Annotated in this window: 12 protein-coding genes; 8 read left to right on the top strand and 4 right to left on the bottom strand. The window is 64.6% G+C overall.

Annotated features, from left to right (window positions below; genetic code table 11):
- Window positions 1-5 precede the first annotated feature (5 nt).
- Window positions 6-1,004, bottom strand: a complete 999-nt coding sequence (locus VL52_RS09700; protein WP_046156845.1) for a hypothetical protein — start codon at window positions 1,002-1,004, stop codon at window positions 6-8.
- Between the two features lie 195 nt (window positions 1,005-1,199).
- Here VL52_RS09700 and VL52_RS09695 point away from each other — a divergent pair, with 195 nt between their 5' ends.
- The 7 genes from VL52_RS09695 (at window position 1,200) to VL52_RS09665 (ending at window position 10,613) form a co-directional block, all read left to right on the top strand.
- Window positions 1,200-2,534 (top strand): M23 family metallopeptidase, encoded by a 1,335-nt coding sequence (locus VL52_RS09695; RefSeq protein ID WP_046156844.1) that lies wholly within the window; start codon window positions 1,200-1,202, stop codon window positions 2,532-2,534.
- On the top strand, window positions 2,534-3,637 hold the full coding sequence (locus VL52_RS09690) for an anhydro-N-acetylmuramic acid kinase (RefSeq protein WP_046156843.1): 1,104 nt from the start codon (window positions 2,534-2,536) through the stop codon (window positions 3,635-3,637). The genes VL52_RS09695 and VL52_RS09690 overlap by 1 nt, the downstream gene beginning before the upstream one ends.
- 58 nt (window positions 3,638-3,695) lie before the next feature.
- Window positions 3,696-5,996, top strand: a complete 2,301-nt coding sequence (locus VL52_RS09685) for a DNA translocase FtsK (protein ID WP_046156842.1) — start codon at window positions 3,696-3,698, stop codon at window positions 5,994-5,996.
- A 55-nt stretch (window positions 5,997-6,051) separates the two neighbouring features.
- Window positions 6,052-7,140, top strand: coding sequence for a ferrochelatase (hemH, locus tag VL52_RS09680; protein ID WP_046156864.1), 1,089 nt, complete (start codon window positions 6,052-6,054; stop codon window positions 7,138-7,140).
- Between the two features lie 289 nt (window positions 7,141-7,429).
- Entirely contained in the window at window positions 7,430-8,632 is a 1,203-nt protein-coding gene (locus tag VL52_RS09675) for a branched-chain amino acid ABC transporter substrate-binding protein (RefSeq protein WP_046156841.1), read from the top strand.
- Between the two features lie 332 nt (window positions 8,633-8,964).
- Window positions 8,965-9,561, top strand: coding sequence for a TetR/AcrR family transcriptional regulator (locus VL52_RS09670; RefSeq protein WP_046156840.1), 597 nt, complete (start codon window positions 8,965-8,967; stop codon window positions 9,559-9,561).
- On the top strand, window positions 9,558-10,613 hold the full coding sequence (locus VL52_RS09665; protein ID WP_046156839.1) for a DUF418 domain-containing protein: 1,056 nt from the start codon (window positions 9,558-9,560) through the stop codon (window positions 10,611-10,613). The genes VL52_RS09670 and VL52_RS09665 overlap by 4 nt, the downstream gene beginning before the upstream one ends.
- Before the next feature lie 59 nt (window positions 10,614-10,672).
- On the opposite strand, the gene VL52_RS09660 is transcribed toward VL52_RS09665, so the two are convergent.
- From VL52_RS09660 to VL52_RS09650, 3 genes are all read right to left on the bottom strand, one after another.
- A complete protein-coding gene (locus VL52_RS09660; RefSeq protein WP_200895982.1) occupies window positions 10,673-11,488 on the bottom strand; it encodes a crotonase/enoyl-CoA hydratase family protein in 816 nt (271 codons plus the stop codon).
- Window positions 11,485-11,976 carry a DUF4442 domain-containing protein gene (locus VL52_RS09655; protein WP_234004395.1) on the bottom strand — a complete coding sequence of 164 codons (492 nt, stop codon included), beginning with the start codon at window positions 11,974-11,976 and terminating at the stop codon, window positions 11,485-11,487. The genes VL52_RS09660 and VL52_RS09655 overlap by 4 nt, the downstream gene beginning before the upstream one ends.
- A gap of 74 nt (window positions 11,977-12,050) precedes the next feature.
- Window positions 12,051-12,641 carry a TetR/AcrR family transcriptional regulator gene (locus VL52_RS09650; RefSeq protein ID WP_046156838.1) on the bottom strand — a complete coding sequence of 197 codons (591 nt, stop codon included), beginning with the start codon at window positions 12,639-12,641 and terminating at the stop codon, window positions 12,051-12,053.
- A 141-nt stretch (window positions 12,642-12,782) separates the two neighbouring features.
- Between VL52_RS09650 and VL52_RS09645 the strand changes: the two genes are divergently transcribed.
- Window positions 12,783-14,822, top strand: coding sequence for a site-specific recombinase (locus tag VL52_RS09645; RefSeq protein WP_235429255.1), 2,040 nt, complete (start codon window positions 12,783-12,785; stop codon window positions 14,820-14,822).
- The last annotated feature ends 21 nt before the right edge of the window (window positions 14,823-14,843 follow it).

Raw genomic sequence — 14,843 nt, 5'->3', positions numbered from 1 at the left:
TTCTTCTAGTACAGCGCCGCCAGCGGCAGCGCGCGTTTCCAGAACTTCCACAGATCGGACGGTTTGAGCGTCAGCTCGAAACCGGCCGGGCCGGTGGCGATCAGCGTCAGTTGCTCCAGCTTGCGCTGGCGCAGCGCGGACAGCATGGGCGCGAACCAGTCGCCTTCCAGCCTCTCCAGCGTTTCGCGCCAGCCCCAAGCGTCGCGATACTGCGCGGCGGCCTGCAGCGCGTCCAGCGCCAGCAGGCAATCATCGCCAGGTTCCAGGCCGCCAAAGGCGAACGGCGCGGCGTCGATGCCCATGCCCGAGCGCTCCGCCAGCAAGCGCAGCGCCTCGTCATCGGCCAGCAGTCTGGCCGCGGGCGCGCTCCACGCGCCGGGTTCGCCCTCGCCCCACAGCCACACGCTGTTGACGGCCAGCTCGCCTCGCATTTCGCGCTCGTCATTGATCGGCTGGGTATACAGCAGCATCTGCAGCTCGTTCAGCATCCGGCTCCAGGCCAGGCCATCGTCGCCTTGCGGCAGATGGCGGTTGATGTCCTCTCCCACCACATCCCACAGCGGCGTGAAGCGCGCGCGCAGCGGTTTGTCGGATCGCAACAGCCAGCGCCCCGGCGTCGCAGGGTGGAAGCTCAATCCGTCTTCGCCGAAGTGTCGGCTCAAGGCATCCGTCAGCTTGACGGCTTCGTCCTGGCTCACCTGCATCACACCCACATCGGCCAGCAGCGCCCGGTCGCGATCCACCCTCAAATGCACCGGATCGGCGAACAGCCAGTCGCCACTTTCGGCGTCCAGGCCGGCTTCGGCGGCGGCTATCCGCGCCAAACCGGCCGGCGCCGCGCCCCATAGCCGGCCCAGGCATTCGGCGTGGCTCTGCTCGCGCCGCTGCAGCATGCCCTTGCCCAGCAATTGTTGCAACGCCGGCACACTCAGCCCCTTGCCTACCTCCGCGCCGTCATGGGCGTCCAGCCAGCATAGGCCGGGTAACAACAGGGTTAATTTCATATTCTTGCCAGATGGGTTGGGAATGGCGGCCATTTTGGCCGCTGGTCATTTGGCTCGAGCATCATTCTGCGGCACACTGACGTCTTTTGCCGGAACTATCGCGCGAGCCGCCTACCAAACATGATTTTGGCGCATGCATGCGCTGGAATCGGATCAATATTTTGCATAGGCAGGCGGCGCCTGCCCGGAAAAGTGATGGATTATCGCAAACTGCTACACATCCCGCAAAAGTGCGCCAGCCGGCTGGTCAACCACCACCTGAGCTGGCTCGGCATCGCCGCCTGCCTGCCGCTGCTGGGCACGGCCACCGCCTTCGCCGTGGCCAACGGCGCCAAGGAAACCCTGCCCGAGCAGGTTAGGCAGCAACAAGTGATCGAACGGCTGGCGCTGCCGGAATTCCATTTCGCCGACAGCCAGACCCGCTACTGGCGCGACGAAGCGGTCAAGCGCGGCGACACCGTGGCCCGGGTGCTGAACCGCCTGGGCGTGCGCGACAACGAAGCCCGCGCCTTCCTGTATACCAGCCCGGTGGCCAAGGATCTGCTCAAGCTGAAAGTCGGCGCCACGCTGACGGTGCAGACCAACGACGCCGGCGAGCTGTTCGGCCTGCGCTTCCTGCAGGATGACGACAACGGCGAGCAACTGTTGGTGGCGCTGGAGAAGCGCGACGGCAAGTGGCAGGCCAGCGCCGATCCGGTGGCCGCCGAGAGCGTGGAAACCGTGCGCTCGATCACGCTGAAGCGAGGCGCCGCCGCCGAGCTGGCCGCCGCCCGCGTGCCGGCCGACATCCGCAACCAGTTGTCCGAAGTGTTCTCCGACCAGTTCGAACTCTCCAGTCTGAAGCCGGGCGACCGCATCAATCTGGTCTACGAAACCATGGTCTACGCCGGCAGCTCCATCGCCAGCGGCAACCTGCTGGCGGTGTCTATCGAACGCGCCGGCAAGCTGCACCAAGCGTTCTATTTCGCCCATGACAGCGAAAGCGGCGCCTACTACGACAGCGAAGGCAAGCCGGTCAAGAAGGGCTTCAGCCGCCAGCCGGTGGCCAGCGCCCGCATCAGCTCGGGTTTCGGCCTGCGCATGCATCCCATCCTGCGTTCCCTGCGCATGCATTCCGGCATCGACTACGCCGCCAGCGCCGGCACGCCCATCGTGGCGCCGGCCGACGGCGAGCTGGTCAAAGTGGCGCGCGAGAACGGCTACGGCAACGTGGTGATGATACGCCACAACGCCAAGCTGACCACGCTGTACGCCCATATGCGCGCCTTCGGCAAGGGCATCCAGGCCGGCGGCAAGGTAAAGGCCGGCGATGTGATAGGCTATGTTGGAAGCACGGGCCGCTCCACCGGCGCCCACCTGCACTTCGAGGTGCGGGTCAACGACCAGCCAGTGGACCCGGCCACCAACGCCCTGCCCACCCCGGGCCTGAGCAAGACCCAGCTCGCGCAATTCGACGCCAAGAAACAGGTGCTGAGCGCGCGGCTTGATCTGCTGCAGAACATCCCGGTCAACGTTGCCCAGATCGATTGATGACTGACCTATACATTGGAATGATGTCCGGCACCAGCCTGGACGGCGTAGACGCCGTGATGGTGCGCTTCGACGACGCCGGCCGGCCCCGGCCGCTGGCCGATCATGTCGTCCCCTACCCCGCGGAGGTGAAGTCCGCAGTGCTGGCGCTGCAGCCGCGCGGCCACGACGAGTTGCACCGCGCGGAAACGCTGGCCAACCGATTGGCCGAGATCTACGCCCAGGCCGCGGGCGAATTGCTGGCAAAGTCGGGCCGCCATCCAAACGACATCCGCGCCATCGCCTGCCACGGCCAGACCGTGCGCCACGCGCCGCACGACGGCTACACGGTTCAGATCGGCAATATGGCCAAGCTGGCCGAACTGTCCGGCATCGACGTGATCGCCGACTTCCGCAGCCGCGACGTCGCCGCCGGCGGCCATGGCGCGCCGCTGGTGCCCGCTTTTCAGCAAAGCGCTTTCTCCAGCCCGGACGAAAAACGGGTGATCCTCAATATCGGCGGCATCAGCAACATCGCCCGGCTGCATGCCGGCCAAGAGGCGATAGGCTTCGACTGCGGACCCGGCAATATGCTGATGGATGCATGGTGCCTGCGCCACACCGGCCAGCCCTTCGACGACGACGGCCGCTGGGCCGCCGGCGGAGCGGTCCACGCGCCATTGCTGGCCGCGATGCTGGCCGAGCCTTATCTGACGCAGCCGCCGCCCAAAAGCACCGGGCGCGACCTGTTCGATGACGAATGGCTGGCCGGAAAGCTGGCCGCGCTATCGTCCGCGCCTTCTGCCCAAGATGTGCAAGCCACCTTGCTGGCCTTCAGCGCCCGCGGCATCGCCGACTCCATCCTTGAGCACTGCCCCGGCAACCAGGCGGTCTACGCCTGCGGCGGCGGCGCCCGCAACGGCGCGCTGATGGCCGAGATAGCCCGCCTGCTGCCTGGGCAGCAAGTGGGCGCGATCGAAGCGCTGGGACTGCCCGCTCATCTGATCGAGGCGATCGCCTTCGCTTGGCTGGGCTGGCGTTTCGACCATCGCCAAGCCGGCAACCTGCCCTCCGTCACCGGCGCGCAGGGCCCCCGCGTGCTGGGCGCGCTGTATCCTCGGTAAGGTGAAAAGCTTCGCATCAGGCTATAATCATCAGCTGTCATAGCCAAATATGAAAAAAATGCGATTTTTCAAGCGCAAAGCCGTAGTCAAGAACAACCAGACGCCGCTGCCGCCTCAACTGGTCTCCCTGCTTCGCGAAGCATGGTGGCTGCTGATGGCGGTGGCGGCTGTCTACCTTGTGCTGGTGCTTGCCAGCTACTCCCCGCTCGACTCCTCTTGGTCGCACAGCTCCTCCGACCCCACCGTCCGCAATTACGGCGGCGCGTTCGGGGCCTGGCTGTCGGACATGCTGCTGTACGTGTTCGGCTTTTCCACCTGGTGGCTGGTGGTGTTCTGCCTGGTGGCGATAGGCTGGGGCTACCGCCGCATCGAAAGCCTGGGCTTCAAGTTCAACCCCATCACCGCCGCCGCCGTCGGCGGCTTCGTGCTGTTGCTGGTATCCAGCTCCAGCTTCGAAGCCATCGTGCTGGACGGCAAGGCCTTGAAGCTGCCGCTGGACGCCGGCGGCATGTTCGGCCACTTCATCGGCAAGGGCATCGCCCACGGCCTGGGCCTGTCCGGCTCCTACCTGCTGTTGGGCGTGCTGTCCGCCATCGGCTTCTCGCTGTTCACCGGCCTGTCCTGGCTCAATCTGATGGAGCGCATCGGCACGTGGCTGGAGGAAGGCGTGATTGGCCTGTGGCAAAGCTGGCAGGCGAAGAAAGACCGCGAGATCGGCAAGGAAACCGCGCAGAAGCGCGAGGAAAAGGTGTCGGTCGCCAAGAAGAAGATCGAGGAAACCGCGCCGGTGCGCATTGAGCCGCCGGTGCTGGAAGTGCCGGTGTCGGCCAAGGCGCAGAAGCCGGTTCAGCAGTCGCTGTTCGCCGATCCCAAAGACGCCGCCCTGCCTGGCCTGAGCCTGCTGGACACGCCCAAGGAGCTGCTGGAAACGGTGTCGCAGGAAACGGTGGAATACACGTCCAGGCTGATCGAGCGCAAGCTGGCCGACTTCGGCGTGGACGTCAAGGTGATCGCCGCCTATCCCGGCCCGGTGATCACCCGTTACGAGATCGAACCCGCGGTCGGCGTCAAGGGCGCCCAGATCGTCAACCTGATGAAGGACCTGGCGCGCGCGCTGTCGCTGGTTTCCATCCGCGTGGTGGAAACCATTCCGGGCAAAACCTACATGGGCCTGGAGCTGCCCAATCCCAAGCGCCAGATCGTGAAGCTGACCGAGATCATCGGCTCGGACGGCTACCAGAACATGGCCTCGCGCCTGACCATGGCGCTGGGCAAGGACATCGCCGGCCAGCCGGTGTCGGCCGACCTGGCCAAGATGCCGCACGTGCTGGTGGCCGGCACCACCGGCTCCGGCAAATCGGTGGCGATCAACGCGATGATCCTGTCGCTGCTGTACAAGGCGACGCCGCAGGAAGTGCGGCTGATCATGGTGGACCCGAAAATGCTGGAACTGTCGGTGTATGAAGGCATTCCGCACCTGCTGGCCCCGGTGGTCACCGACATGAAGCAGGCCGCCAACGCGCTGAACTGGTGCGTGGGCGAGATGGAGCGCCGCTACAAGCTGATGTCCAAGCTCGGCGTGCGCAACCTGGCCGGCTTCAACCAGAAGATCAAGGACGCCGACAAAGCCGGCGAGAAGATCCCCAATCCGTTCAGCCTGACGCCGGAAACGCCGGAGCCGCTCGACACTCTGCCGCTGGTGGTGGTGGTGATAGACGAGCTGGCCGACCTGATGATGGTGGCCGGCAAGAAGATCGAGGAGCTGATCGCCCGCCTGGCGCAGAAGGCCCGCGCCGCCGGCATCCACCTGATCCTGGCCACCCAGCGGCCGTCGGTGGACGTGATCACCGGCCTGATCAAGGCCAATATCCCGACCCGGATCGCCTTCCAGGTGTCCAGCAAGATAGACAGCCGCACCATCCTGGACCAGATGGGCGCGGAGGCGCTGCTGGGCCAGGGCGACATGCTTTATCTGCCGCCGGGCACCGGCTACCCCAACCGCGTCCATGGCGCCTTCGTCTCCGACGAGGAAGTGCACCACGTGGTGGAATTCCTGAAAACCACCGGCGAGCCGAACTACGTCGAAGGCATCCTCACCGGACAGGCCGACGGCGACGACAACGCCAGCTCCGGAGGCCTGGACGGCGAATCGGACGGCGAATCCGATCCGCTGTACGACGAAGCCGTCGCCATCGTGGTGAAAACCCGCAAGGCGTCGATTTCCTCCGTCCAGCGCCACCTGCGCATCGGCTACAACCGTGCGGCCCGGCTGATCGAGCAGATGGAGGCCGCCGGCCTGGTGTCCTCGATGGAAAGCAACGGCAACCGCACCGTGCTGGCGCCTGCCAGAGAAGACTGAGACCTCCACGGGCGCCGTTGCCGCGGCGCCCGCTTTCCCATAATAAAGGATGGCCATGCCCCGCTATCTGCCCGAACCCTCGTTCCGCCACGACTACATGCCCAAGACCGGCGTGCTGCTGATCAACCTGGGCACGCCCGACGCGCCCACCGCCCAGGCGCTGCGGCCCTACCTCAAGCAGTTCCTGTCCGATCCGCGCGTGATCGAGATTCCGCGCCTGCCCTGGTGGCTGATCCTCAACGGCATCATCCTGAACACCCGCCCCAAGCAATCGGCCCGCAAATACGCCAGCATCTGGACCAAGGAAGGCTCGCCGCTGCTGACCCACACCCGCAGCCAGGCCAAACTGCTGAAGGGGCAACTGGGCGAAATGGGCCTGCGCGACCTGGTGGTCGACTACGCGATGCGCTACGGCAATCCGTCCATCGAAAGCGTGATCGGCAAGATGCGGGAACAAGGCGTGGAGCGGCTGCTACTGCTGCCGCTATATCCGCAATACGCCGCCTCCTCCAGCGGCACCGCCCTGGACGAAGCCTTCCGCGCGTTGACCCGGCTGCGCAATATGCCGGACGTGCGCACGGTGCGGCACTTCCACGATGATCCCGGCTATATCGCCGCGCTGGCGGCCCAGATACGCCAGCATTGGCAATACGGCCAACAGCCGGACAAGCTGGTGATGAGTTTCCACGGCGTGCCGCGCTTCACCCGCGACAAGGGCGACCCCTACCATTGCGAATGCCAGAAAACCGGGCGGCTGCTGGCGGAGGCGCTGCAGCTGCGGGCGGATCAATACGTCATCAGTTTTCAGAGCCGCTTCGGCCGCACCGAATGGCTGAAACCGTATACCAGCGAAGTGCTGGCGGAGCTGGGCAAAGCTAACACCGCCAAGGTGGACGTCGTCTGCCCCGGTTTTGTCGGCGACTGCCTGGAAACGCTGGAAGAAATCGCGATGGAGGGCAAGGAAACCTTCTTGAGCAGCGGCGGTGGCGAATTCCGCTACATCTCCTGCCTGAACGAAGACCCGCAATGGATAACCTCTCTTGCGACGATCGTCAGGAACAATCTGGCCGGATGGACAGAAATCCCGACAGAAGATAGCCGCCAAAGAACGACTCGCGCGCATGACATGGGGGCATCCACCTGACATCAACATCAGTCGCGCCGATTTCCACCACCCCGAACAAACCTTTTAAAATCAGCCGGATAAGCTGAAAACACGGGCGTATGACCGAATGGCCATACGCCCGTTTTCAACTTGTTTGCCGCAAAATGCCAAGTTTGGTCCTATATTCATTGAGTGCGCTTCCGGCCAGATTGACACCCTCGCAAACTGGTCACCATAATCAGTCGCAACCAACAGCCTCTTAATGGTGTTGTTGGTTTACCAAAGAGATCATCAAAGTCTACGCAGATAAGATTCAGGGGAACTCTCAATGAACAAATACGCTCGCTACAGCCTGATCGCCACCGCCGTCATCGCCATGAGCGCCTGCAGCAAGCAGGAACAACCGGCGACGGGCAGCCAGCCCGCCTCCGCTCCCAGCCAAGCCGCAGCCGGCGGCGAAACCGTGGTCAAGATCGGCCAAGTCTCACCGATGTCCGGCCCGATCTCCCACCTGGGCAAGGACAACGAATACGGTGCCAAGCTCGCCATCGAAGACCTGAACGCCAAGGGCGTGGAAATCGGCGGCAAGAAGGTCAAGTTCGAACTGGTATCCGAGGATGACCAGGGCGATCCGAAAATCGGCACCCAGGTCGCCCAGCGCCTGGTGGACGCCGGCGTGGTCGGCGTGGTCGGCCACCTGAACTCCGGCACCACCATCCCGGCCTCCAAGATCTACTCCGACGCCGGCCTCCCGCAGATTTCCCCATCCGCCACCAACCCGGACTACACCAAGCAAGGCTTCAAGACCACCTTCCGCGTGATCGCCAACGACGTTCAGCAGGGCAAGGCGCTGGGCGAATTCGCAGCCGGCACCCTGAACGCCAAGAAAATCGCGATCATCGACGACCGCACCGCCTACGGCCAGGGTCTGGCCGACCAGTTCGAAGGCGCGGTCAAGTCCAAGGGCGCCCAAGTGGTGAAGCGCGAGTTCACCAACAACACCGCCACCGACTTCAACGCCATCCTCACTTCGATCAAGGCCTCCAACCCGGATCTGGTGTTCTACGGCGGCATGGACGCTCAAGCCGGCCCGCTGGCCAAGCAAATGCAGCGCCTGGGCCTGAAGGCCAAGCTGATGGGCGGCGACGGCTGGCAGACTCCGGAATTCGTCAAGCTGGCCGGCGACGCGTCCGAAGGCCAATATGCGTCCAGCTGCGGCATCTCGCGCGACAAGATGCCTGGCTTCAAGGCCTTCGACGAGAAGTTCAAGAAGGAATTCAACACCGACGTGCAGATCTACGCGCCTTTCGAATACGACGCGGTGATGGTGCTGGTGGACGCGATGAAGCGCGCCAAGTCCTACGACCCCAAAGCCTACCTGCCTGAAGTCGGCAAAACCGACTATCTGGGGGTGACCGGCAAGATCGCCTTCGACGACAAGGGCGACATCAAGAACGGCGCCGTCACCGTCTACCAAGTGAAGAACGGCAAGTGGGAAGTGGTATCCACCGTCGGCGGCGAGGCTAAATAAACACAGCTCCCGGCTTCGCAACGTAAGAGAGGCGCTTCGGCGCCTCTTTTCATTTGCCTCGCCAGACAACCGAAACTGACGATCAATATTGCAAGAATAAGTCCCCACCGCATTTGGCGCGGCCTTCTTCGCTCCCTCTGCATGAAAAACTCTGGCCAGATGCTGCTGTCGTCGGGATGTCCTCACCTCAAGCACACATCGCAGACGCTCTGACGCCTGTTTTGTTTTTCCGCCACATGCAACCGCCAATCCTCACTATTTTTAATGCAAAAAATTGAATGAACGTTCGTTCATTATATGATTGAAAGTCACCTTTCCACAGAGGAAACCGCATGACGCCCAAGCGCCAGCAGCAAACCGAAAACCGCCGCGGACAGATCGTCGAGGCGGCGCTTGCCTGCTTCATCGCTTCAGGCTTCCACCAGACCGGCATGCGCGACATCGCTGACGCCGCCGGCGTCAGCCTGGGCAATATGTACAACCACTTCCCGAACAAACAGGCCTTGATCGCGGAGATCGCCGCGATGGAAGCGCTGGAAAAACAGAACTTGATCGACACGCTGGCGGCGGACCCAGCCAGTCCCGCCGTCCGGGATTTCGCCGAACGCTATCTGCGGCTGTGCGAGCGACCGGAAGACGTCAGCCTGACCGCCGAAGTGCTGGCGGAAGCGGCGCGCGACGCCGAACTGGCCCGACTGTTCGCAGCCAACCGCCGTCGCCTGGCCAGCGCCTTGGCCGATGCCTTGCGCCGCGGCGCCGAACAGGGAGACATAGACAATGGCCTGCCCTTTGCCGCCTGCGCCCACTGGCTGCTGGACGCGCTGGAAGGCTGCGCCGTCAATCGCGTCCTGCTGGGCGCCCAACTGGACGACGCTGACATCTCCGCCTTGATCGACAAGCTGTTGTCGCCCGCGGGTGGAAAACGATGAGCCTGCGCCCCAACCGTCTGGACGGCCTGGACCTGGCCCGTTGCCTGGCCCTGATCGGCATGGTGCTGGTCAACTTCCGCCTGGCGATCGCGCCCTTCCCGTCCCGCCAGGACCCGCTGCCGCCCTGGCTCTCGCTGCTGGAGGGACGCTCCGCCGCCACCTTTGTCACCCTGGCCGGCATTGGCCTGGGCCTGGCCACCGCGCGACTGGCTCGCGTCCAGGCCATAAGCCAGACCTGCCGCCGCGCCGTGTTCCTGCTGGCGATCGGGCTGCTCAACTTCACCTTGTTCCCCGCCGACATCATCCATTACTACGCCTTCTATTTCTTCGCCGCCTGCCTGCTGCTGAAACTGCCTGAGCGATGGCTGCTGGCAGCGCTGTGCCTGACCTTGGCGGCGGCCTTCACCATGCAGCTAACGCTGGACTATGGGCATGGCTGGAACTGGGACACCCTCAGCTACGAAGGCTTCTGGACGCCTCTTGGCTTCGCGCGCAACCTGCTGCTCAATGGCTGGCATCCCGTGTTGCCTTGGCTGGGCTTTGCGATATGGGGGCTATGGCTGTCGCGGCAATCCTTGGCCCGCTCTGACACGCAATGGAAACTGATGGCGGGCGGCGCGCTTCTGGCGCTGGCCAGCGGCCTGCTGTCGGCCTGGATGCAAGATTTGTCGCCCGCTCGGCTTTCGCCGTTTCTGGGAACGAAGCCATTGCCGCCCGGGCCGCTGTACATGCTGAATGCAGGCGGCATCGCCAGCGCGGCAATAGGCGGCTGCCTGGCGCTGGCGTCGCGCCCGGCCTTGGCTGCCCGGCTCGCGCCGCTGCTGGCTGCGGGCCGGCAAACGCTGACGTTGTACATCGCCCACATCCTGATCGGGATGGGCGTTCTGGAGGAAATGGGATGGCTGGACAGCGGCGAGCTCGAGCGGGTGCCTGCGGCGGCGGCGCTGTATTGCTCCGCCGCCGTGGCCTTCGCCTGGCTATGGTCCAAGCGCTTCCGCCATGGCCCGCTGGAATGGCTGATGCGGCGCCTCTGCGACCAGCCGGCACCTTGAAAACGATTCCCTTCCGGCAGGAAACCATTCTGCCGGAAGGCGAGGACTTCTTTCCGGCCTCAGTCCCGGAAGCTGACCTGCTGCTTCATCATCGCGGCCATGCCGGCCTTCTGGATATCTTCCGAGATCAGCATCGCCGCGTTCCAGCCGGCGACGAACTGCAGCCCGTCCGCCACGCTGTGGTCGCGGCTGTAGTTCATCACTTCCTTGCTGCCGCGCACGGCCAGCGGCGACTTGCTCGCGATCAGCTTCGCGCTCTGCAGCGCAGCGGCCAATACGGCGTCGGCATCCGCCAGCACCCGATTGACCAGGCCGACCTCCAGCGCCTCCTCGGCCACCATGTCGCGGCCGGTCAGCGCCAGCTCGCGGGCCACGCCCTCGCCCACCACGCGCGGCAGGCGCTGCAGCGAGCCGACGTCGGCCACCATGCCCAGATCCACCTCGCGCACGCCGAACACCGCGCTTTCCGCGGCGAAGCGGAAATCCGCTGCCAGGGCTATGTCCAGGCCGCCGCCCAGGCAGGCGCCGTGTATCGCGGCGATCACCGGCTTGCGGCAGCGCTCCAGGCTGGTCACGCAGTCCTGCAGGTCCAGGATCAAGCGGCGCAGCTTGTCGCGCTTGCGGCCTTCGCACTCGTCCTGGATGCTGGATTGCAACCCCACCAGCATCGTCAGGTCAATGCCGGAACAGAAATGTTTGCCGCTGCCGGCCAGCACCACGGCGCGGACGCCGGACTCGCCATCGGCCCAATCCAGCGCGGCGCGCAGATCCTGCCACATCTGCAGGTTCAGCGCATTGGCCTTGTCGGGACGGTTGAAACGCAGCAGAGCGACCTTATCGTCCAACTCCGCTGACAGGGTTTGCAGATTGATCATGCCGCTTTAGCCTCCGGACGTTTCTTGGGAACCCAGGCCCACAGCATCTCACAGACGATGGGGGATTCGCCGGACTCGTCGGTCACCAGCACCTCCACCAGCACCTCACCCTTTTCCTGCTCGTACATGGTCTGGATCTGCTGCGGCGTCAGCGTCGCAACGGCCTTCATATCGCCCTGCGAACGCTTGACGTAATTGACTTTCATCGACTTGAGCAGCATCAGCTTGTCGTCCGGCATGTTCATGCCCACCACGAAACCGGTGGATGTCTCGGCCAGCAGCGCCATCGCCGCCGCGTGCACGCCGCGAATGTGGTTCTGCACCTTCTTGCGGTTGCGGATCGATACCGTCAGCCTGTCATGGCCAACCTCTTCGAACCGCAGCCCGGCGGTGGACAGGAAGGGAACGATCTTGCCGAACATCATCGACAGCACCGGCCGGCGCCAACCCACCGGCAAGCGGCCCACCTTGTCGGCGATCCGGCTCATGCTGTTCTTTCTGTACTCCATGCTACCCCCTTTGTTGTTCTCGTGTTGTCTGCGCCCGGCTTGCCGCCGGCCGCTTATTCTTGCGCCTCGGGCATGCCCAGCGTGGTCCTGACCTGGCTCTTCAAAAGCGGCAGCGCGCCATCGTCGATGCGCGCCAGCTGCAGCCCGCCCTGCAGCGCGGAAAACAGCATCATGCCGACGGCCTCGGGCGTCCCGGCGTATGTCATCCGCTCGGAGTCCCGCCCCAGCCTGACGATGGCCACCGCCCATTGCCGCATCTCGTCGATGAAGGCCGAGGCCTCTTGCCGCATGTCTTCCGGCAGGGTCTGGAACTCGGTGCTGAGGATGCCGCTGGGGCAGATCTGTTTGTGCTGCAGGTAATATTGGTCCGACAAGCCGAAATACGCCTCCAGCCGGCGGGCGGCGTCCCACTCTCCCTGTTGCTCGATGAAACGCTGGAAACGGCGGCGGTAACGCTGGATCAGCGCCACGCCCAGATCGCTTTTCTTGGGAAAGTGGTAGTGGATGGCCGCGTTGCGCACGCCCAACGCGCTGCTGATGTGCTGGTAGCTGAAGCCGTTGAAGCCGCGCGTCAGCAGCAGCTCCTCGGCCAGGTCGAGTATGCGCTTGCGGGTGTCGTTCTTGCTGTCGGAACCATTATGCATCAGGCCACTCTACTTACTGGTCAGTAAGGTGTCAATTGGCCCGCCGGCGGGGCATCTTGCCCTCTTCGGCCGCGCATGCCCTAAAATACAGGCGACACTCTTTCCCATTCGCGCGCCAGCGCGCGACCACTCTGGTAGAACATGACCGAACACACCGTTCCCGATCTGGAATCCTCTTTGCGCCAGTTGTGCGAAACACCCGGCCAGACCGAAGCGCTGGCGGGGCTGATCGCCGCGCTGCGCCCCGGCGACCGCCAGCCGGCCCAACAAGCCACCGTCAATCTGCAGGCTTTGTCCTTCCTGCTCGAGCATCACGCCGAATTCCGCGAAGCCCTGCGCCAGGCACTGTGCACCTTGCTGGCGGAAAGCCGGCAAATCCCGCTGTACACCGACGCCGGCATCCTGGCCAACGACGGTTTCGGCACCACGCTGCTGCACCGCTTGGGCGAACGCGCGCTGCCCATGCCCTACAATCCCGATTCGCTGCGCGACCGCTTCGGCCTGCTGTTCTGCGACAAGCAGGACTATCTGTGGCTGGAAACCGTGCCCGACGCCACCTGGCACGCGCTGTGGCGGGCAATGGCCTGGCAGGAAGCGCCACGGCAGGACAGCGAGCGCCAGACCCGGCTTCAGTTGCTGGAGTCGGTGCAGGTGCTGTCCGCCCGCATCACCGCCATCGGCCTGGAGCCTGAGCTGGTGCGCGTCTGCCCCGAGGTGGGGCGCTTCGCATCCCCCTTCATGCATCTGAACGCCGAGGTGCAGCGCTATGTCGACGGCTACCGCCAGGCGCTGACCGACGGCGTCGAGCCGCCCGAGGACGAAAAACAGGTGCTGGTGCTCCTCGATCAGTGCGAGGCCATCCTGGGCAAAGTGCGCAAAAACGCGGCCCGTTACGGCATCTCGGTCAACCTGACCTATCACGGCCTGCGGCTGGCGCAGAGCATCGCCCGGCTGCGCGCGCTGCTGGAACTGCTGTCGCCCGGACACAACCCAGCCGAGCGCCCGCAGCTGTTCCAGCTGCTGGTGGATTTCGCCCGCGCGGAGAACCGCAAGTACAGTCTGCGGGATCTGTTCAAGTCCAACACCGAGCTGCTGGCCCTGCAGGTGACCGAGCACGCCGGCCGCCAGGGCGAGCACTACATCGCAGAAGACCGCAAGGAATGGTCGCAGATGGGCAAGGCGGCGATGGGCGCCGGCCTGCTCGTCGGCTTCATGGCGCTAATCAAGCTGATGCTGGCGCGCGGCCACTTGCCGCTGCTGTGGGAAGGCATCGCCTTCGGCCTCAATTACGCGATCGGCTTCATCGTCGTGCAGATCCTGCACTTCACCATCGCCACCAAGCAGCCGGCGATGACGGCTGCCCGGCTGGCTGCCGTGCTGCAAGCCCAATACGGCCGCAAGAAGCAGCTGGAAGAGCTGTCGGAGCTGATCGTCAAGGTGGTGCGCACGCAATTCGTCGCCATCATGGGCAACGTGCTGCTGGCCATTCCCACCGCGGCGCTGATCGCGCTGGCCTGGAACGCGCTGTTCGGCGCGCCGGTGGTGGACGCGGCCAAGGCGCAAAAGCTGCTGCACGAGATCGATCCGGTGCACAGCCTGGCGCTGCCGCACGCCGCCATCGCCGGGGTGTTCCTGTTCTTGTCGGGCCTGATCGCCGGCTACTACGACAACAAGGCGATCTACCGCCGCATACCGGAACGCATCGCCAATCACCGCCTGCTCAAGCGACTGCTGGGCGAAAACCGCGCCTGGCGGCTGGGCAGCTACATCGAGCACAATCTGGGGGCGCTGGCCGGCAATTTCTACTTCGGCATGTTCCTGGGCCTCACCGGCACCGTGGGCACGATACTGGGCCTGCCGCTGGACATCCGCCACATCACGTTCTCGTCGGCCAACCTGGCCTTCGCCAGCGTGTCGCTGGATTTCCAGGTGCCGCTGTCCGCCGTGCTGCTGGGTTGCGCCGGGGTGGCATTGATCGGCCTCGTCAACCTGGGGGTCAGCTTCTTCCTGGCGCTGTGGGTGGCGCTGCGCTCGCGCAAGCTGTCCGGTTCGCTGCTGCTGCCCTTGATCCCGATGCTGGCCAAGCGTTTCCTGCGCCGGCCGCTGAGCTTCTTCGTGCCGCCCCCCCTCCTGCCCGCTCCCGCCGCGGAAACGCCGCCGCTGGACGAAACCCGCGGATAAAGCAAGCTGCCGGCGGACGCA

This window comes from Chromobacterium vaccinii (assembly GCF_000971335.1).
Lineage (GTDB): Bacteria > Pseudomonadota > Gammaproteobacteria > Burkholderiales > Chromobacteriaceae > Chromobacterium > Chromobacterium vaccinii.
The sequence above is the reverse complement of the archived record's forward strand: the minus strand, read 5'-3'. Positions and strand labels throughout refer to the sequence as shown.

Excerpts from the sequence above, each read along its gene's own strand:
- VL52_RS09700 (WP_046156845.1), bottom strand. The coding sequence starts at position 1,004 with ATGAAATTAACCCTGTTGTTACCCGGCCTATGCTGGCTGGACGCCCAT.
- VL52_RS09695 (WP_046156844.1), top strand. The coding sequence starts at position 1,200 with ATGGATTATCGCAAACTGCTACACATCCCGCAAAAGTGCGCCAGCCGG.
- VL52_RS09690 (WP_046156843.1), top strand. The coding sequence starts at position 2,534 with ATGACTGACCTATACATTGGAATGATGTCCGGCACCAGCCTGGACGGC.
- VL52_RS09685 (WP_046156842.1), top strand. The coding sequence starts at position 3,696 with ATGCGATTTTTCAAGCGCAAAGCCGTAGTCAAGAACAACCAGACGCCG.
- hemH (WP_046156864.1), top strand. The coding sequence starts at position 6,052 with ATGCCCCGCTATCTGCCCGAACCCTCGTTCCGCCACGACTACATGCCC.
- VL52_RS09675 (WP_046156841.1), top strand. The coding sequence starts at position 7,430 with ATGAACAAATACGCTCGCTACAGCCTGATCGCCACCGCCGTCATCGCC.
- VL52_RS09670 (WP_046156840.1), top strand. The coding sequence starts at position 8,965 with ATGACGCCCAAGCGCCAGCAGCAAACCGAAAACCGCCGCGGACAGATC.
- VL52_RS09665 (WP_046156839.1), top strand. The coding sequence starts at position 9,558 with ATGAGCCTGCGCCCCAACCGTCTGGACGGCCTGGACCTGGCCCGTTGC.
- VL52_RS09660 (WP_200895982.1), bottom strand. The coding sequence starts at position 11,488 with ATGATCAATCTGCAAACCCTGTCAGCGGAGTTGGACGATAAGGTCGCT.
- VL52_RS09655 (WP_234004395.1), bottom strand. The coding sequence starts at position 11,976 with ATGAGCCGGATCGCCGACAAGGTGGGCCGCTTGCCGGTGGGTTGGCGC.
- VL52_RS09650 (WP_046156838.1), bottom strand. The coding sequence starts at position 12,641 with ATGCATAATGGTTCCGACAGCAAGAACGACACCCGCAAGCGCATACTC.
- VL52_RS09645 (WP_235429255.1), top strand. The coding sequence starts at position 12,783 with ATGACCGAACACACCGTTCCCGATCTGGAATCCTCTTTGCGCCAGTTG.